A 19,135-nucleotide genomic window follows, 5' to 3' on the forward strand; every position below is an offset into this window, starting at 1 on the left:
CTGATCGCGCCGAAACGCCGACCGTGGCGGCTCGAGGAGATTCGGTCAACCGCCGAGCCTGCCCGCGCCGGCAGTTAATGAGATATTGCCGATCCCGGCCAATCAGGGGGCGGGTGAGAGAAGGCCCGCAAACGTACGCTAAGGACCTCGGCGTGTTCGACCGAACAGCTTCCCTCCATCGGGCCGCAGGTCACCGTTCGGCGTACAGACTGACGACCTCATGGCCCTGCAAGCTCATTAACGAGCCACGTGCCCGAGCCAAGTCGGTCGATGGCGCCGGTTATGGTGGATTGGTCGAGGCCGGATAGCCGCCAACGACACCGATAACGGCGGCCTCTTTAAAGATGAGTTCTAAGAAGCCTCCGACGCGCTACGAAGCTTCGGGGCGGGCCTACAAGAGAACGCGCAAATAACGCCGTCATCTAGATATCGTTCCATAAATTCAGAGGCAGCCATGGCGGCATCCAAGCAATGATTTATTGGCTTGTGATAAGCTGTGGACTGTGCAGTATTATAAGACCTTCGGGGCGCATGTGGTTCAGGGACCACTCCGAAGGTTCGAGGGTGGATCGAGATGGCAACCGAGATCCAGATCAGTCCTTATAGCGAGCTCATAGCGGCGATGGGGCTCAGCCCCGCGTCAACCATCCGAGTCACCGTGGAAGCCTTGAGGCCATCGACACTGGGCAGGCCTGTGCTGCCCCTCGAGATTGGCAAAGGCGTCGTTCATCTCGTCGAAAATCCTGAGCAGCGCCAGGAGCTTGAAGCTGCTATCTGGGGCTTAAAGATCAAGGGCGACAGCGTAGCCGATAGGGCCGCGGTTTATTTGAGCATCCAGTCGGCTTCGGAGTTCCTCGCCAAACAAGACAAGTCCGCCATGGCGCCTTATTCTGCGGCAGACGTCTCCAAAATCGTGGCATTTCTCGCGGAGTTGGCCTCGACCAATACGAACGTGCAGATGATGAAGCCGCGGCTTCAAGCCGTCCGCGGTGGTGATCCGGAGTTCATCACCGGGATACGGGCACACGACAAGGCGGCGGAAGCCCTTACTCGCATCAGAGATTCGATCGTCCAGCACGATGCGGCAGCCACCGCTGAAACGCAGTCCACCGTCGCTCGTGCGCGCAAGTTGGCTGAGATCGTCGTCCGCAGATTCCAGAAGAAGCTTAAGAAGGCGGCCACGGCCCACTTCATCACCAACAAGCGCCGGCCGCCAACGCGAGCAGATTTCGATCAGTTCGCCGCCAAGGTCGACGCTCTTTGGAACAATGCGGTCCGCACGTACGTCAAGCTCGCCCGCCTCTTGAGCGAAGGGCGTGATGGCAAGCCGCGTACTGTCTCCGTTGGCTCGTTGAACGGCACTCTCAAGCCGTCTCTCGGCAAACTGCAGCGCGCGGGTATGTTCCTGCGCTCGGCCAGCGTCAGTACCATTGGTGGGACGACGCTATCGCTCGTCGGTGCCGCGCCGGCCGCGCAGCTCGCTGGCCACAGCATCGGTACTTTGGTCGTTCCCGTCAGCCTCATGCCTTGGGCGGGCTTGGCCGGCTTCGCCGCTATCGGCTTAGGCATCTTTTGGACTGGCTGGAGCTGGCTCACAGCGGGGAAGGCAAGGCAGACTTTGGTCGATCAGTTCGTCAAGCATTCCGAGGCTAAGGCTCCTGTCCTCGAGAAGATGCTAGCCGACGCCTACGAGCTGGTGGCTCAGGCAGATCTCGATGCAACCATTGCTCTGAACAACGCCTTGCTGGCACCCGAGACCAAGGTGCTGAGCGACATCCAGGAAATGGCTGGGAAGATGTCCAAGGGTGTCTGGGCCCCCAAAGCGGCAAATGGCGGAGGGCCGTCAGCCAGAATGGCCTAGTACCCATCGTGACCGCGATCGAGGATGCCCGGACAAAGGCAACTCGATCGCGCATCTCAGCACTCCGGCGGTAGAGCCTGTGCGCCGAACTCGGCGTCACCCGCCAGACGCTCTGCCGGCACGTCACGCCGAACGGTGACCTGTGGCCCGATGGAGAGAAGCTGCTCGGTCGAACACGCCGAGGTCCCTAGCGTACGTTTGCGGGCTTTCCCTCACCGGACCCCAATCAGGCAGACATCCGGATGCCGTATGCGCCTCAGGCTATGGATTGGTCTTGAAGCGTGACCTCCACTCAAAGCCGAGCTTAAGCTATTCAAAAATCGATAGAATTTCATGTAAAGTGGGTCCCAATCGACACCGATCGGGACCCTGCCTGCTTCAAAAATTCAGCAATTGTACCAGGCTCTTACGATCTCTTTGGGCGGGGATATTCTTTTGGAAGCGATCAGCGTCTGACTTATCTAACCGGGCGGATTCCGCTACGGACAGACCATAAGAGGCAATCACCATGTTTATAACTCCATAATCACACCACAAAACCGTGATATTAGCGCTAAAATAGAATTATATTACTGCTCCCAACCTGGTCGCGCTGGCTTCCCGATTACCGCGTCGATACCTTCGAGGATCAGGGAATGCACCGAGCGCCCCCTATCCTCAGCAATTCGCACAAGCGCGGCGTGGCGCGCCTCGTCTAGGTAGACTGTCTGCCGGGCGGCGACGGAGCGGCGCCCCCGAGGCCGCCCGCCGCGCGAGGCCTTCGCCAAATCAGTCTCGATCCCCTCCACCTGAGGTTCAGGGACGGCCTCAGGTTCCTCGTCGCTGAACCGGGAAGCGGCAGCGGCGGCCCGGTCGGCGAGCCTTCGTGCAGCGGTGGGACGGGTCATTCTAAGTCTCCCAAACGTCGCAGCACCGCGTCGGCCAACGCGGCAAATTCAAGGGCCGAGGGGCTATCAGTTGTTACCGTCACGCCCTCGGCGAGGCTGTCAGCGACGACTGCCCGGTACGAGATGGCGGGCGCCACTGGCTCGGTTAGGGCCGCCAGCGTCGCCACCACTTCGCGTCCGGCTCCAGTGCGACGGTCGATCCGGCTCGGCACGACGAGGATGTCCGGCCGCTCACGCCTGGCCGTCCTCCGGTTCCGGCGGATGGCGGCGACCGTCTCGGCCGCGCCCCTCACGTCAAGTACTGTGGCGCCGGAGGGTACGAGGACGATGTGGGCGACCGCGATGGTGGCTCCGAACGCCGCGCCCATCGCGCCCGGCGCGTCGATCAGCACATAGGCCTCAGGCCGAGCACGGACTGCCTTGACCCAGACAGACACCTCCGCGTCGTCGGCACCTTCTAGAAGGTGGGCGGCCACAGGGAAGGACAAGCGCCCATCCTCGGCGATGGAAACGGCATGTGCAGCCGGATCCGCATCCAGGACGGCGACCGCGTGCCCGCGGCGGCCCAACTCGGCCGCGAGGTTGAGCGCCGTGGTCGTTTTGCCAACCCCGCCCTTAGTCTGGGCCAGTCCGATGATCGTGGTCATGCCAGCTCCCCGTGGCTGTCACGGGATATTAGTGTGACAAAACCGCGATTGAATAGTTAACGCAAAGAGATTTTGGGGGCTAGGCTACGATGCGGCTCGATCCCATATCTGCCGGCGCCGTCACAAGAAGGAGCGGGTCATGGATCTGGAGGAACTGTTCTTCGCGCGCGTAGCGACGCTGAACGAGGAACGGGACTGCGCTGCACATACGGTCGCGCTTCGGGTGACCTTCGCCCCGGACACCATCGGGGTCGGAACACCCGAGATCATCGCTGGCCTTCTGCGGGTGCTCGCGACCCACGTGGATGGCTACTGCGCCGTCCGTGCGACGAAGGATGCCGAGTTCCGGAACCCAGGCATGGTGTTCCACTTCACCGACCCCACCCACCGGGATACATTCGTCCGGCTGTGCACCAAGTACCTGCGGGAGCGCGCTGTGCGCGCCCTGACGTTCGCGGACCTCTAGGAGCGCGGAACTGTCAGCGCAGCGGAAGGTGCTGGTACGACAACGGGAAAAGAGCATGCCGAAGGCGACATTCAGCGGTTGGCGGTTCGGCGTCCAGACGCACGCGGAAGGCGGGTGGGCCATCCGCGATGCTGGCTTCATCTCCGCCGTAACCAAACTCCCCCGCGTCGTCTCTGTCTGCCCGGACCGACGCGAGGCCGAGGCCATCGCGGCCTATCTCAACAACGACCCTGAACTCGGTCGTCGGATTTTCGCCGACTGCCTGTCTCAGATTGATCACACCTGAATGGTGGGACAATACCGGCAAGGTCACGCTTACGAAGAGGCATCATACAGGGTACGCGTCCCTTTGATGTAGGGCGAGGAGATCGTCCAGCATCTCCGGTCGGCAGCGAAAATTCGTCGAACGCAACCTGGCTACGGCTGCCATCACGTTGAGTAGGCCCCGCTGGGCCGCACGGTCGATCAAACCCAGCGTGCCGACCACCGTGAGCCCTTTGGCGCGGGCCGCCGCGACACCCGCACGATCGTCCATCAGGACCAGATCGGCATGCAGGTCGAGGGCGACCAGGATGGCTTCCCGCTCACCGGCACCGAACCGCTGCAAGTCGATGGTGTGACTGCCCATGTCGGGATGAACCGTGAGCCATGCGGGTGGCGTCGCCATCCAGGCTCGCACGGGTGCGGGCGCACCAGGCTGGGTCAGTTCGTGTCGAACCGCCTCGGGGATGAGGACCGTCCCGAACAACGCGGGGAGAATGGCGGCCTGCTCGATGAGGATCAGGTAATTGAGTGGGCCGGTGTCGGCGACGACGACATGCAAAGCCGGTTCAGATCCCGAGGCGGTCCAGAGTGCGCCGGTCTTGGTCAAGAGCGTCGGCATCGTAGTCCAAGAAAAGGCCGCGAGCCTTGAGGAAGGCATCGAGGGCGAGGCGACCATCAAACCCGAGAAGCTGGGCCATCTCCGCCTCGGTCAACCGGTCGGCGCGGTACTCTTCGAGAGCGAAGGCTTCGAGGGCCCGGCGCGCGAGATCCTCGCCCGCGGCGCTCAGGCGGACGGCCAACCCGTCGGGGATGGGCACGGTGATGTTCATGGCCGGCACTCTAGCGCGCATCCCACGATTGGCGCAACGTCACTATATCCGATAAAGGACATTATCATATCCATGGATCTGTAATATTTTTATATTTCAATCCATCTGCTCCGACAAAAATCTATAATGCGGCAGATAGTTGATTGCGGAGTTTTCAATCAATATAAGCAGCTCGGCGTGAATGGCTGCACGCCAGGAGCTCCTACTCTACCACACGCCACTTCATTGCCTTCACGGGTGACATGGGCGACAACGAGCTCGCCGACAAGAGTTGTTGTGATCAGGGCAGATTGCTCCAGAAAACGAAGACAAGCATGTAGGCGAGCGCGTGAGCATCCAAGTGCTTGGGTATCGAGCAAATCGGACAAGACTGCTTCGTTGATAGACCCATTCGCCTCCTCGTCATTCAGGAGGCGCAAAACGACTAAAGCGCGATGCTTCGCCATGATCGCTGCTACGATGCTTTGCGGTTCGTTCGAGATCATGCGAATGGAATCGATCCGATCTCCACTCCTACGGCAACCTGTTCAGCCAAGCGCCCCCTCTTGGCAACCTTGGCGATCGTGGACCGGCTCGCCCCGGTGGTGGCGCCGATTGCGGACCAGGACATCCCCGCCCCCAGCATGCGCGCGATCCCGTCGTTGCGCGCCACGTCCTCGATCCGGCCCTTGTAGCGCCCCTCGGCCTTCGCCCGGGCTTGGCCCTCGGCCTGTCGGCGGCGGCGGTCGTCGTAATCCTTGCGCGCCACCGCCGCGAGCATGTCGAGCAGCATCGCATTGACAGCCTCGAACATCCGAGCGGTGAACGCGTTCGCCTCACCCGTGGCCATGCTCCAGGAGGTCGGCAGGTCGAGAGCGACGACCCGCACCTGCCGGGTGGCGATCTCGGCCTTCAGCCGCTCCCAATCGTCCGCAGTGAGGCGCGAGAGCCGATCGACCTGCTCGATCAGCAGTACGTCTCCGGGATGGGCGTCGCGCAGAAGGCGAAACAGCTCGGGCCGGGCGAGCTGCGAGCCGCTCGCATTCTCGACGTACCAAGCGGCGATCGTGAGGCCGCGTTCGTGGACGAAGGCAGCCAGTGCCCCGCGAGCGCGCTCGGCGTCTTGGTCCTCGGTCGATGCGCGCATGTAGGCCCGGACGTGCATCCCATCCCTTCAGTTCGCTTAGGATGGTCTGATGATGAGCGGTTCGTTTTGAATGGTCAAGTTGATGTTCGGGAGCTGTCCCGGGACCGGTGCAGTAGGGGTATGCTCAAATCGAACCAAAGCGCATGTCTTACCAGATCACAGCAGAGCAGTTAGCTATGTTGCTAACGTCAAGCCTGCCGTACCATGGTACCTGAGATCACCCGGGGGAGGGGTGTCGGCGCAAGCCCGGCAGGACACGACACCGACAGAGTAGGCATAGGGTCAATGTCAAAAAGTCTACTAGAGCTTCTGCCGCAAATCGTCGCCGACGGTAAGCGAGAAGCTGAAAAGGCAATGGATCGCGCCGAAAGCAATTATCGACTGGGCTTGCAGACACGCGAATTGGTCGTTCCCTCAAAAGATAGCAATTGGCAGGATCTTTTGGCGGATCTGACTCACGCACCTTTAGGATCGTCAGAAGCGGCAAATAGACTAATCTACGGCGACAATCTTTTGGCCATGTCTGCTCTTATCAATGGGGACAATTATAATAATACACTTAGAAGCAAGGTTGATCTTGTATATATTGATCCGCCTTTTGACAGCAAGGCTGACTATAGAGCAAATATAAGGCTTCCATCAATCGAAATCCAGCAGGGTCCGGCTGTGATTGAGCAGTTCGCTTACTCAGATACATGGATTGATGGAACATATTCTTATCTAAAAATGCTTGTTCCAAGAGCGATACTAATAAAAGAACTTTTATCTGATCAGGGGAGTTTTTATTTACACATCGATCGAAGTGTTGGTCCTTATGTAAAAATCATATTAGATGACATTTTCGGACGATATAACTTTGAGAACGAGATCATTTGGAAAAGAACAACTTCGAGAGGCGGCAGTGAATATTTTAATCATGTCCACGATAACATTCTAATGTACACGAAAAACGGATGCGGCATTTGGAATCAGCAGTACACACCTTATTCCGAAAACTATCTGAATACGATGTTTCGAAAGGTTGATGCTGACGGTCGGCGATACAGGGAAAGCCCCCTTACCGCGCCGGGGCGGCGCAATGGCGAGTCTGGTGCGGTCTGGAAGGGAATTGACCCGAATAAGATGGGCAAGGGGCGGCACTGGGCTGTACCTGGGTTTTTACGCCATCTCATCCCAACAGAAGTGCAATGCAGCGTTCCTAAATCTCTGGATGAACTGGATCGGATAGGTCGTATTATCTGGGCGCGTGGAGGTGACGGAAATCCAAATGTAAAACAATACTCTGACGATCTTCCCGGAGTGGAGCTTCAGTCTATTTGGACTGATATAGGCCTGGAAGGTGGACCAGATTATGACACCCGCAAGCCTGAGCGTTTAATCGAACGAATCATCAATGCATCTTCTAATAAAAATTCTATAGTGGCCGACTTTTTTGTTGGTTCTGGGACTACAGCATCGGTAGCCGAAAAACTCGGACGCCAATGGATCGCTGCCGATCTAGGTAAACCAGCTTGCATGATAACTCGAAAGCGCTTGATAGATCAGGACGCCAAGCCATTCCTGTATCAGCATATTGGCGATTACCAAGTAGAGCAAATGCGCTCTACCATGGGTAGTCGGTTCCGTATCGGCGACTTGGCTGAGATCGTGCTGGGCCTGTATGGCGCCCTGCCGCTGCCAGCCGAGGAGAACCCTAACAAAAACATGGGCCGAGTCCAGGGCAGCAAGACGCTCGTGCTGGCTGACAGCCCGAACAAGATGACCGGACTCGCGACCCTGCGGCGTGCCATCGAGATCCGCGACAACCTCATGGGTGGTTGGGATAAGGTCGTCGTGCTGGGCTGGAACTTCTCGCCGACGATTGGCCACGACATCGAAGCGCTGGGCCAGGGTGACCGGCTTGAAGTCCTGGTGATCCCGCCCGACCTGCTCGACCGGCTGAAGAAGAAGGGCCACAAGCTCAAAGCCGACGAAGTGCGGTTCTCCTCGCTGCAGTACCTCAAGCTGGGCAAGGTCGAGCGCGGTCGCCAGGGTGGCGGTGAAACCCTGTCCGTATCGATCGCAAACTATGTCCTGCTATCCCCCGAGGCGCTGAACCTTGATGAGGCCAATCGAGACAAGCTGCAGAAGGTCGTTAACGCCGATCCCATGGCATTGATTGAATATTGGAGCGTTGATCCGGATTACGATGGCGAGGTATTCCGATCTGTCTGGCAGGATTATCGTGGCAATACTGAAAACGACAGTGACGCCTATCGTGTCGTGACGACTGCCCGGCTTGCTGGGTTGCCGAAGAAGGACGGGCCACGCCACGTATGTGTCCGTGTCGTGGATGTGTTTGGGTTCGAGGCCGAAGCTACGGTTGAGGCGGCGTAATGGCGAGCATCAACGATCTGTCCCTCGCTAGAGGCCTCACCGCGGCCGTCGAGACAGTATGCGCCGGCCTCGAAACCGGCGAGGCCCCCATCCTCGACCATGTTACGGAGACGACTGCCGAGTTGCTGAAATGGTGGTTCCAGGCAGAGTTCCAGGACGCCCGAGCCTTCAATTTCCATCCCGGGCAGCGCCAAGCCCTGCTCAACGTCATCTACGCCCACGAGGTGCTGGGGATCACGACGCTGCAGGATCTCTACCAGGCCGCAGCCCCCGACGTGATGCTCGCCAGCACGCGGGACTCCGAGACGATCCGGGCGGCAAAGAACGCCTATCCGAAATACTGTCTCAAGATGGCGACCGGCACCGGTAAGACCTGGGTGCTGCAAGCGCTCATGATATGGCAGGTCCTGAATGCCAACCGCGCCCCTGAGGGCGGCCGCTTCACGAAGAACTTTCTCGTCGTGGCGCCCGGTCTCATCGTCTACGATCGGCTGCTCGATGCTTTCATGGGCAAGGAGCGCGAGGGCAAGCGCGATTTCCTGAACTCCGACCTCGCCACCTTCCAGGAACTGTTCATCCCAGATGCCTACCGCGACGAGGTGTTCCGCTTCGTCCAGGGCGCTGTGTGCCCCAAGGAAGAGATCGGCCGCAAGGTCACGGCCGGGGGCCTGATCGCCATCTCCAACTGGCACGTCCTGTCCGAGGAGAGTGAGGATCCGGAGGAGGACAGCATCGAGGCTCCCGGCCAAGCAGCCGACCCCAAGGCTGTCGTACAGAGCATCCTGCCGCTCACGCCCGGCACCAACCAGGGCAACGACCTCAATGTGCTGAACCGCCGCTTCGAGCGCGGCGGCATCCTCGCCTATCTCCGCGACCTGTCGGCCTTGATGGTGTTCAACGACGAGGCACACCACATCCACGACTTCAAGCGAGAAGGCGAGGTCACGGAGGTTGAATGGCAGAAGAGCCTCAACCTGATCGCCGCTCCGAAAGGCAGCCGCTTCGTCCAGGTCGATTTTTCCGCGACGCCCTACAACGAGGTCGGGACGGGCAGGAACGCCCGCCGTACCTTCTTCCCGCACATCGTGGTCGATTTCGACCTCAAGACCGCGATGAAGGCGGGATTGGTCAAGTCCCTCGTCCTCGACAAGCGCTCCGAGATCGGCGCGCTGTCGGACGAGGAGCTGGATTACAAGGCCGATCGCGACGAGAACGGCAACCCCATGCTGTCCGAGGGACAGCGCATCATGTTGCGGGCGGGGCTGACCAAGCTGCGTCGGCTTGAGATGGATTTTGCAGGACTCGATCCAGATAAGCATCCCAAGATGCTCGTCATGTGCGAGGACACGACCGTCACGCCCCTGGTCGTAGAATTCATGCGCCACGAAGGCCTGACAGATGACGAGGTGCTACGGGTCGACTCCGGCCGCAAGGGCGACCTGAAGCCCGACGAATGGAAGCGGCTGCGCGAACGCCTGTTCGATGTGGACCGCCATCCAGCTCCTCGCGTGATCGTCAGCGTGCTGATGCTGCGCGAGGGGTTCGACGTCAGCAACATCTGCGTGATCGTCCCCCTGCGCGCGTCAGGCGCCGGCATCCTTCTGGAACAGACCATCGGGCGTGGCCTTCGCCTCATGTGGCGCGGTAACGAATACGACGACATCAAGCGGGAGAACCGGCAGCGCATCAAGGCTGGTCAGACCCCGACCAACATGATCGATATCCTCTCGATCGTGGAACACCCCGCGTTTCAGAGCTTCTACGATGACCTCATCAAGGAAGGTCTCGCAGCCGAGGCTGACGACGATGACGACGACAGCGAGGGCAGCTCGACCGGTGACCTGATTTCCGTGGGCTTACGGCCGGGTTTCCAGGCCTTCGATTTCGCCTTGCCGTTCATACTGCGTGAGCAGGTCGAGGCGTTGGAAGACACGCGCATCGAGCCCTCGAAACTCGAAGCGTTCGGCGGCTTCTCGCTCGACCAGCTCAAAGCGCAGATCGGCACGGGCGAGAAATTCCATTCCGAGGACGTGCAGGCCCGGACCCGCTTCGGCGACTACCGGGTGCATGGTGGCGTGATGACCGCCACCGGCTACAACGACTACCTGGCTCGCGTCACACGCCGCATCACGGAAGCCATTACCCTCACCGATACGACGGGCAGCTCGACCAAGTTCGCCAACGCCAATCGCTTCCCGTACCTGCAGATCAACCGAGCCGAGATGGCGGAAGGTATTGACGGCTATATTCGCTCTCATCTTTTCGCCGGGACCTTTGATCCACTTGCCGACGAGAACTGGCGCGTCCTACTGATCGATCCCGTGACCGAACATGTCATCAAGGTCTGGGCGCGCGCGATCCTGGAAGCCGAGGATAGCGTGATCGTCGCTGATGCCGAGGTGACGCATCGCCGTCTATCGGAGGTGCCCAAGCTTGCCATGCGGCAGGGTTCTTCGGTCGCCGTCGACAAGGCAATCTATCTGCGCCTCCCCTATCCTTCACGCAGTGGCGGGCTGGAACAGGCCTTCATCGAAAGCTGCAGCCGCGATGGCAGCGTTGATGCCTTCTGCAAAATCAACGAGCAGAAGCACACTTTCGTCCGCCTCCGCTACATCAAGGAGGATGGTCTACCAGCTTTCTACTCCCCGGATTTTCTCGTTCGAGCGGGCGATGCCGTCTATCTAGTTGAAACCAAGGCCCAGGGCCAGCTCACCAGCCCCAACGTGGTCAGAAAGCGCAAGGCGGCCGTTGCCTGGTGTGACCGCATCAACGCGCTCGCGCCCGAGCAGCGGAGCGAGGTTGACTGGTACTACGTTCTACTCGGAGAACAGACGTTCTACAGCTGGCGTGACAAGGGTGGCTCGATTGCCGATCTATTAGCTTACGCAAAGCTACAACCAGTCGAGGAACGCGCTCAGACCAAATTTGTATTTTGATCTGGGTCTTTCGGTCAAAGTATTAAATTCAGTTGCGATGTCGCTTCATCGAAAGCGCCTGGTGCGAACAATAAGCAGACCGGCGGCGCGAGTTCGAGGCGCTGGCGGTCGCCGAGCACGGGCATCGCCATGATCTGACCGAAGCGCGCGGCCGGGCCAACATCGGCCCGGCTACAGTTCCAGGCTCGGCCCGTCGCGCTCCAGCCCGCGCCGCCGGGTCCGGTCCAGCTCACGCACCTGCGCCCGCTCCTGCTCGTGGGCGATCCGGCCCTGATCCCGGTCGAGCCCCCGGATCGCCATCACCGTCTCCCCCAGCGCCACGGCACACTTCCGGTCCATCCCGGGAAGCTCCAGGAAGGCGTAAGCCCCGATGCCCCCCGGAGACGCTCCCCCGCGCTCCTGCGCCGCCGCGCTCACCGCCCGGAACTCCTCCATCACGCCCCGGCCCTCCTCCGTCCGAAGCGTCCCCGCGATCAGAGCCTCGCCCGCCTCCCGCGACACCGCCCGGTACTCTCGCAGGAAGTCCTGAGCCGCCTCAGACAGACCCGGGATCTCCACCTTCGCCAACGTCCGCCGCCTCTCCTCCCGCGACACCGCGTGAGAGTAGGTCTCCTCCCACTCCCCCAGCAGCGTCCGCACCCGCGACGCCACGGCGGGCAGCGCCGCCCGCGCCTCACGCCGCTCGCGGTCGTCCCCCAGAAGCCGCCGTCGCCGCCCTCGCAGCTCTCCGAACATCTCGGGCTGCGTCGCCAGACGATGCGCGATCTCGCCCGATCGGCCGTCCGGCCGGTTGAACATCGCCCGCAGCCGGACCGCCACCGCCTCCGGATCAGCAAACACCGCCTCCAGCCCGTAACCCTGCTTGGCGAGGCGCTTCGTGAGCCGGTCCTCCGCCGCCTCCCGGCCGATCTCCCCCAGCGTCTGCGCGAACACCCGCTGCGGCTCCAGCAGCGGCACCGGCCGGTCGCCGGGCTGGAGTCCCGCCCGCTCCGGCGCCTCGCCGAGGTAATCCAGCACCGACGCCTTCACCCGGCCCCGCTCCAGCCGTGCCGCCAGCGCCTCGAAGTCCCGGAACACGTCCGCGCCGGCATACAGCCCGACCGCCTCGCGGTGGCGCGTCATCGCCACGTAGGTCAGGTGCCGGTCCAGGCCCGACGAGGCCAGCACGAAGGACCGATCCACCGTCGCCCCCTGGCTCTTGTGGATCGTGGTGGCGTAGCCGTGATCCACCATCGCGTAGCGGTCCTCGTCGATCGTCACGTCCCGCCCGTCGTCGAGCGTCACCGCCAACCGCCCCTCGGCCGCCGCGTGCACCGTGCCGAGCGTGCCGTTCTTCACCTTGAGTTCGCGGTCGTTGCGCAGGAACACGATCCGGTCGCCGGCCGCGAAGGTGAGCCGCCCGGCGCTCGCGCTCGTGAACCCCGCCTCGTCCGTGAGTTCGCCGGCAGCGCGCAGGTGGTCCCGCACCGCGTCGTTGAGCGCCCGCACCTCCGCCCGGGTGTACGCCAGCGCCACCCGCGTATCGGCCGGATGGGCGATGCGGTCAGCGAGGTAATCCGCCACCAGACGCGCCTGCGCCGCGGCTCCATCCGCCGTGAAGTGGATTGCCCCATTCGCACGATACGCCTCCAGCCCGACCCGCGTATTCCGCGTGCCGAAGGCCACGCTCGCCTCCCGCTGCCAGGCCTCGCGCTGGCGCCGGATCATCTGGAGTTCGAGGAACCCGGTGCGCTCCGAGAGCGCCCGGAACCCCGCTCCCGGGCCGATCGGCTGTAACTGCTCGGGATCGCCGACCAGCACCAGCTTCGCCCCCGCCAACCGCGCCGCCTCGACGAACCGCGCGAGCTGGCGCGAGGACACCATCCCGGCCTCGTCGATCACCAGAACGTCGCGCCGACCGAGCTTGTCCCGCCCGTTCGCCCACGCCAGTTGCCACGACGCCAGCGTCCGGCTCGAGATGCCCGAGGACGCCTCCAAACCCTCCGCCGCTTTGCCGGCCAGCGCCGCCCCGCGCACCCGGTAGCCGGCCGCCGCCCACGCCTCCCGCGCCGCACCGAGCATCGTCGATTTACCCGCGCCCGCCAGCCCGACCACGCTGGCGATCTGCTCCGGACCGCACACGTGCCGCACCGCCGCCCGCTGCTCCTCGGCCAGCTCCGGACGGCGCGATAACGCCGCCTCGATCCGCGCCGGTTCGAACCGATCCTCCCGGCCGGCAGCGAGGTAATCGGCGCTGCGCGCCATCTCGGTCTCCACCGCCAGCAGCGCCCGCGTCGTGAAGATCTCCCCTTCCTTCCGGCCCCTCGCCGGAAGGCTCACCACGGCGTCCGAACCCATCACCTGCGCCAGCGCCGCCTGGAACGCCGCCGGCTCGTCGATCCCGGCCCGGTGCAGGGCTCGGGCGACATCCTGGCGCGTGAACACCGCCTTCTCGGCGGTGATCAGGTTCAGCACCTGCCACGGCCGGCGCGCGATCTCCGCGGCATTCCGGGCCGCGGTCTCCGGGTCGATCGCCACCCGGTCCACCCCGGCCTTGCTGCGCCGCTGCATCTGCGTGGCGTGTACCCCGACATGCTCGCTCGGGGCGATCGACAGGTCGCGATCGACGTGCGAGCGCCGGTCGATTTCCACCCCATGACCGGCCCGGGCGAGGTGCTCGTTCGCCCGCTCCTCCCACAGCGCCCGCAGCACTTCGACTTCGACCCGGGCCGTCGTGGAAACGTCGAGCGCCCGCGTCTTCGCCCCGAGCCCATCCGGGGTCACCGCGCGCGTCGTGGTCAGGATATGGGCGTGCCAGTTGCGCTCGTCCCCCTCCCGGCTCGGTGCGTGGATCGCGACATCCGCTGCCACGCCGTAGCGCTCACACAACGCCTCGGCGAACTCGCGCGCGAGCGCCCGGCGCTCCTCCGGTGTCAGCTCGTGCGGCAGGGCGAGCTGGTACTCACGCGCCACCTTGGCGTCCTTGCGTTTCTCAGCTGCTTCCGCCGCGTTCCAAAGGGCCGAGCGGTCCTGCGCCCACACCGCCCCGGCCGGTGCCACGATGAAGCTCGCCGCGACTCCTCCGCGGCGCTGGTAGTCGTGGATCTCGCCGGTGCGGGTGTCGGCGATCAGGCTGGCTGAGCGGTACGCCGCAGCGGCCGTGGCGCTGCGCCCGCCCGCCCGCGACACCGCCTTCACGCTGAGGTGGTAGATCGCCACGCCGCACCAGCCGCCTCCACCACCCGGACAGGACTCCTGCCGCTGAGTGAGGCGGCAGAGCCAGGAGAAAGCACCTGCATTGCGCAGCAATGCTAAAGTGCGCCCTTCCACTCCTTTCCAGGGTATCCGGCGACTGATACCACCACAAGGGGAATCACCACACGCAAAGAGACCGATCCGCATGTCGGCGACACGTACCGAGCGCATCGAGGCCGCACGCCTCCGGCTCGAACAGGCGAAGAACCGGCTCAGGCAGCTCGAGGCCCGCGCTTCTCAGGAGGAGAGGAAGCGCGACACTCGCCGCAAGATCATCCTCGGCGGATTGCTGCTCGATGCCGCCGGAAAGGAGCCGCGCTTTGCCGGTCTGCTCGACGAGCTCGTCGGCCGCATCCAGCGCCCGCAGGACCGAACCGCCTTCGACGACTGGAGCCTCCATGGTGGAGTTGCTCAAGCAGCCGATCGGATCGCCGAACGGGCATGAATCGGCAGCCTTCCGGACCACCATGAAGGCCATCCTGGTCGCGGCTGTTCGAGCCCGATCCCCGCTTTGAGGCCGAGCGCTGGCTACACGCCCGTGCCGGCTTCGCGATCTGGCTCGCTGGCACCTGATGGTCCGTCTTACGTCAGTAAGCTAACTGCAGGTCGTTCGACACGAATGGGGTGCTTTGTAATGGACGGGGCCGAGTTCATCGAAATTGCCGATCGGCTCGACCGTGCGCGCGCGGCTTTCACAAGCGAGCATGAGCCGTTGTTGAAGGGGATCGGCCAAGCCGCCGCACCGTTCGCACGGGCCTGGAGCGGATCCAACATCGGCTACCATGCCAGCATCTATTACGAAGATTTCGCGCGCCCGCCGGCAGGCGCCCATTTCAGTCAGCAATGGGGGTTCGAGCAGACATATGCCGGAGAAACCCGCGGGGTATGGCGGGAGTACCGGCACGAGGATGTCGTTCACGCCATTTACCGCCATGCCGGCGATCCGGATCTGGCAGCCACGCGTGCGAGCGCGGCCGCCCTTCGGAGCATGGTCGAGAGCACACGATCCGATCTTCTGTCGGGCCTCACACTCGCTACCCAATCCGCTCCGAAAGATGCCTACTTGATCAATCTCTTGGAGCGCGTCGAGAAGGCCCGCATTCATCAAACCGACGAATTCGCCCGTGCGCAGTTGCCCTCCGGGCAGTTCATGACGGCCGATACGCGAGCGCTGTCGCAGGGCATCCGCGTTGCGCCTCATCAAGCCGTCCTGGCAGAGGTAAGCGGGCTCGATGCACCGGCAACGACCGCCAAGGTAGTGGCCGGCCTCGCGCGCCAGGCCGGCTCACATCTGACGCGCGCGGCGCGGCGCAGCCGCAAGGATCAGCTCGTGGGAACGAACGTCTTCATCGGCCATGGCCGCGCACCGGCTTGGCGCGTGCTCAAGGACTTCGTGAAGGATCGCCTCGGCCTGCCTTACGACGAGTTCAATCGCGTACCGGTCGCCGGCATCACCAACATCGCCCGGCTCTCCGAGATGCTGGAGGCGGCAGCCGTCGCGCTGATCATCCTGACCGCCGAGGACGAGCAGGCCGATGGCAAACTGCAGGCTCGCATGAACGTCATTCATGAGGTTGGCCTGTTTCAGGGTCGGCTCGGCTTCACCAAGGCGATCGTGGTGCTGGAGGAGGGCTGCGAGGAATTCTCCAACATCCAGGGCCTGGGCCAGATCCGGTTTCCCCGGGGCAACATCGCTGCGGCGTTCGAGGAGATCCGCCTCGTGCTCGAACGCGAGGGACTGCTGAAGAGCTGAACTCCATCGCACGCGCTAGAAGCCGAGTGGTGCCGTCCTTCGAGATCCAGTCGTGGCCGACCTGCATGGCTTGCCCAAGCCGGCCGGGCCCTGACCTATCGTCCGGGTCAGGGCCGAACTGGAGCGAAACGCTCATTCCGGTCGAGCGTCGAGCAGGGCTCTACGAACGACGTAGCGTCTTGCACCCGTCCTCGATGTCCGATCTCGCAAAATCGCCATAGCATGTGCATTACCATGCACTGCCGCTTTCAAATTGATTCTCAGCCCATCGCCCAAAAGAAATTGGCCAATGGTTGGATCACGCAAATAGGCTTTGACGGCATCATCTAATTCGATGGATGTAATGTCGCCAAACGCGAGCAGATCGCGGATGGTCGGTCTGACGGTCATATTGGTTTAACGATCAAACATCCTATCAGCATCCCGATAATTCTCTAACTTACACACGCGAGGTGTGGTCAAACACGATCATACCCATCTCAAGGTTCGCGAAACAGGTCACCCCTCACCTACAGGAGGAAGAGCGTGAACCACCGTGGTCGCGGCTGCTCTGGTCGTCATGGAGCGTATGGGCCCGAGTGCATCGGAGTAGGGCCATCAACGGTCACGCTTGCCCTGGACCGCTTCCTATCAGCGGAAACGCCGGCCGCCCGAGAGCGCTGGGACTTCGGAGCCTTTGGTCCGACGAGACGAAGGGAGTGAGGGCTCAAGAACCCTTCGCCTCGCCGGTACTCCCCGGCGCGAACACCGAGGCCACGCTGGCATCTGGAGCAGGACCACGAACGGTCAAGCTTCGCCCGGATCACACACACTCGATGAAAATGCCGGCCGCCCGAGGCCGGCGATCGTCCCGCTCGGCCCAAGTGGATTCGGCCTCCTAAGGGTAGGGACGCCTCATAGCGACCCGAGCCGCAGCGCATCGCCTGGGAGGCCCCTTGGCCAAGCTCTGGATCCTGTCCGACCTCCACCTCGAGACCCTGCCCTATCCGGACAACTTCCGCCCCGACCCGCCAGGCTTCGACGTCCTGGTGGCGGCCGGCGACATCTGGGAGGGCGATCCCGGCCGCGGCTTCGCGGTGCTGCGCCGGCTCGCCGGCGACAAGCCGGTGGTGTTCGTGATGGGCAACCACGAGCACTGGAACGGCATCGTCGACGAGAATCTCGCCCTGGCGCCCGTGCTCGACGGCGGCACGGCAACACTCGCCGGATGCCGCTTCATCGGCACCACCCTGTGGAGCGACTACCGGCTTGCCGGACAGCTCGATCCCGCCACGCCGACCGGCGAGCCGATCGACATCGCCCACGACGCGCACGGCGGCAGCCACCTCATCACCATCGGTGACGCCGCCGCCCTGCACCGCCGGGCCCGGGCCGCGCTGAGCGCGGCAATGGACGCGCATGACGGCACTCAGCCCCTGGTCGCGGTCACCCACCACGCCCCGCATCCGGACTGCATCGCGCCTGCACAGCGCGGCACCTGGAACGCCGGCAACTCGGCTTCCGACCTGTCGGCACTGACCGATTCCGGCCGCGCCGCCCTGTGGGTGCACGGGCACGTTCATCACAGCCTCGACCTGACCCGGCCCGGCGGCACGCGCCTCCTCTGCAACCCGGCCGGAAGCGGGTTCGCCAACCCCGCCTTCGACGAGAACCGGGTGATCGCGCTGGCCTGAAACCGGCCACTCCGCACGAGGCCGGCCGTTCGGCAAAGCGGACGCCCGCGCTCGCGCGCATGTCGCTCACGCATGGCCGCGACGGCTCTACCGACCACGCCGATTCCGGATCGCCCTCTGTGTCGAAGGTCGCCCGCTGCCCGTCGGCAGCCCTTGCGACGGTTCCTTTGGTCTCGGAATCCACAGGGAGAGAACCTCAGTAGGCGTGCCCTTCGCGGATTTGCACCCTCCCCCCTCGGACACCGGGGCCGGCGCCTCTTCCTTCCGCTTGCGGGTGAGCCGGAGCCAGGCCGTCCACTCGGCCGAGACGATCCGCACCACGTTGGTGTCGTTGCGCCAGCCGGTGATGCGCCGCTCCTCCACCGTGAGGAGCCCGAGCCGCACCGCCTCGCGGATCGCGTTGCGCACCGTGGTCTCGGACACGCCGGCGAGGGCCGCGAGGTTGCCCACCGCCAGCCGGCAATCCTTGCGCCGCACGCTCTCGGCCGCCACCAGCGCCAGCACCGCCTGCTCGGCCAGACTGAAGCGCGCCGCCAGCGCCGGCGGCAGCCGCCCCGAGGCCGCCCAGCGGCGGCGGCGCTCGAGGCTGGCATCCGTGCGCGGCCGGGAACCGCCATGGCGGGGTGGTGCCGCCTCGAGCGGCTTCGCTCCCTCGACAGCCGCGCGCGTGACAGGCAGCGCCATCCTGGCCTCGATCAGGCCGGACAGCTCCTCCGCGGCCGCCTCGCTCACCGCGCCCGCGGCAAAGGCCTTCCACAGGGCGGCCGTCACGTCCGGCAACGCGACGCGCGGCGCGCTCATCGCCTGACGGCGGATCTCCTCGGCAAACATCGGTCCCGCACCTCTGCAAGGCGCGCGGCAGGGCTCACGCGCCTTGGCGGGCGTGTGGGCATCCAGGCAAAGCGAGACCGCTCGCGAAAGTTGGCGCTTTCGCTTGACGCCCTGGGGCGCTCATGAGACTGTCGGGATTGAAACTTGACCCCGCCGGTCCCTATGTGATCGGTCCACGGCCTCGAAGGTTGGCGCCTTCGGGGCCGTTGCTTTTTCAGGCTTCTACCGCGTCGGTTTCGCTCCTGACGGCG

The 19,135-nt window shown here is 63.4% G+C and carries 16 protein-coding genes; 7 read left to right on the forward strand and 9 right to left on the reverse strand.

The window, feature by feature from the left end; all coding sequences use genetic code 11:
- The first annotated feature begins 574 nt into the window (after positions 1–574).
- Positions 575–1,861, forward strand: a complete 1,287-nt coding sequence (locus E4V01_RS24240) for a hypothetical protein (RefSeq protein ID WP_135300136.1) — start codon at positions 575–577, stop codon at positions 1,859–1,861.
- An 883-nt stretch (positions 1,862–2,744) separates the two neighbouring features.
- Here E4V01_RS24240 and E4V01_RS24255 read toward each other — a convergent pair.
- Positions 2,745–3,395 carry a ParA family protein gene (locus tag E4V01_RS24255; protein WP_135300137.1) on the reverse strand — a complete coding sequence of 217 codons (651 nt, stop codon included), beginning with the start codon at positions 3,393–3,395 and terminating at the stop codon, positions 2,745–2,747.
- A gap of 139 nt (positions 3,396–3,534) precedes the next feature.
- Here E4V01_RS24255 and E4V01_RS24260 point away from each other — a divergent pair, with 139 nt between their 5' ends.
- Complete coding sequence (locus tag E4V01_RS24260) at positions 3,535–3,861, forward strand: hypothetical protein (protein ID WP_135300138.1); 327 nt, start codon at positions 3,535–3,537, stop codon at positions 3,859–3,861.
- 55 nt (positions 3,862–3,916) lie between these two features.
- Complete coding sequence (locus E4V01_RS24265; protein ID WP_135300139.1) at positions 3,917–4,147, forward strand: hypothetical protein; 231 nt, start codon at positions 3,917–3,919, stop codon at positions 4,145–4,147.
- A gap of 42 nt (positions 4,148–4,189) precedes the next feature.
- On the opposite strand, the gene E4V01_RS24270 is transcribed toward E4V01_RS24265, so the two are convergent.
- The 4 genes from E4V01_RS24270 to E4V01_RS24285 form a co-directional block, all read right to left on the reverse strand.
- A complete protein-coding gene (locus tag E4V01_RS24270) occupies positions 4,190–4,732 on the reverse strand; it encodes a DUF3368 domain-containing protein (protein ID WP_245517688.1) in 543 nt (180 codons plus the stop codon).
- On the reverse strand, positions 4,692–4,955 hold the full coding sequence (locus E4V01_RS24275; RefSeq protein ID WP_193763296.1) for a UPF0175 family protein: 264 nt from the start codon (positions 4,953–4,955) through the stop codon (positions 4,692–4,694). Before E4V01_RS24275 ends, E4V01_RS24270 begins: the two co-directional genes overlap by 41 nt.
- Positions 4,956–5,113: 158 nt before the next feature.
- A complete protein-coding gene (locus E4V01_RS24280) occupies positions 5,114–5,440 on the reverse strand; it encodes a hypothetical protein (RefSeq protein WP_135300141.1) in 327 nt (108 codons plus the stop codon).
- The gene (locus E4V01_RS24285; RefSeq protein WP_135300142.1) at positions 5,437–6,099 is read right to left on the reverse strand and encodes a recombinase family protein; all 663 of its coding nucleotides are present in this window, start codon (positions 6,097–6,099) and stop codon (positions 5,437–5,439) included. Before E4V01_RS24285 ends, E4V01_RS24280 begins: the two co-directional genes overlap by 4 nt.
- A 186-nt stretch (positions 6,100–6,285) precedes the next feature.
- Here E4V01_RS24285 and E4V01_RS24290 point away from each other — a divergent pair, with 186 nt between their 5' ends.
- Both E4V01_RS24290 and E4V01_RS24295 read left to right on the forward strand, forming a co-directional pair.
- Positions 6,286–8,457, forward strand: coding sequence for a site-specific DNA-methyltransferase (locus E4V01_RS24290; protein ID WP_245517689.1), 2,172 nt, complete (start codon positions 6,286–6,288; stop codon positions 8,455–8,457).
- Positions 8,457–11,393 carry a DEAD/DEAH box helicase family protein gene (locus E4V01_RS24295; RefSeq protein WP_135300143.1) on the forward strand — a complete coding sequence of 979 codons (2,937 nt, stop codon included), beginning with the start codon at positions 8,457–8,459 and terminating at the stop codon, positions 11,391–11,393. Before E4V01_RS24290 ends, E4V01_RS24295 begins: the two co-directional genes overlap by 1 nt.
- 171 nt (positions 11,394–11,564) lie before the next feature.
- Here E4V01_RS24295 and traA read toward each other — a convergent pair whose 3' ends face one another.
- Together traA and E4V01_RS25890 are read right to left on the reverse strand one after the other, a co-directional pair.
- Positions 11,565–14,591, reverse strand: coding sequence for a Ti-type conjugative transfer relaxase TraA (gene traA / locus E4V01_RS24300; RefSeq protein WP_193763297.1), 3,027 nt, complete (start codon positions 14,589–14,591; stop codon positions 11,565–11,567).
- A 154-nt stretch (positions 14,592–14,745) separates the two neighbouring features.
- A complete protein-coding gene (locus E4V01_RS25890; RefSeq protein WP_210234772.1) occupies positions 14,746–15,105 on the reverse strand; it encodes a hypothetical protein in 360 nt (119 codons plus the stop codon).
- A gap of 156 nt (positions 15,106–15,261) precedes the next feature.
- Between E4V01_RS25890 and E4V01_RS24310 the strand changes: the two genes are divergently transcribed.
- Positions 15,262–16,380 (forward strand): TIR domain-containing protein, encoded by a 1,119-nt coding sequence (locus tag E4V01_RS24310; protein ID WP_135300146.1) that lies wholly within the window; start codon positions 15,262–15,264, stop codon positions 16,378–16,380.
- A 132-nt stretch (positions 16,381–16,512) separates the two neighbouring features.
- On the opposite strand, the gene E4V01_RS24315 is transcribed toward E4V01_RS24310, so the two are convergent.
- Positions 16,513–16,770 carry a hypothetical protein gene (locus E4V01_RS24315; RefSeq protein ID WP_135300147.1) on the reverse strand — a complete coding sequence of 86 codons (258 nt, stop codon included), beginning with the start codon at positions 16,768–16,770 and terminating at the stop codon, positions 16,513–16,515.
- 545 nt (positions 16,771–17,315) lie between these two features.
- Between E4V01_RS24315 and E4V01_RS24320 the strand changes: the two genes are divergently transcribed.
- A complete protein-coding gene (locus E4V01_RS24320) occupies positions 17,316–18,053 on the forward strand; it encodes a metallophosphoesterase (RefSeq protein ID WP_135300148.1) in 738 nt (245 codons plus the stop codon).
- A gap of 87 nt (positions 18,054–18,140) precedes the next feature.
- Here the strand turns inward: E4V01_RS24320 and E4V01_RS24325 are convergent, their stop codons facing one another.
- A complete protein-coding gene (locus tag E4V01_RS24325; RefSeq protein WP_245517690.1) occupies positions 18,141–18,854 on the reverse strand; it encodes a GntR family transcriptional regulator in 714 nt (237 codons plus the stop codon).
- Positions 18,855–19,135 lie beyond the last annotated feature (281 nt).

This window comes from Methylorubrum sp. Q1, from assembly GCF_004683995.1.
In the GTDB taxonomy this organism is placed as follows: domain Bacteria; phylum Pseudomonadota; class Alphaproteobacteria; order Rhizobiales; family Beijerinckiaceae; genus Methylobacterium.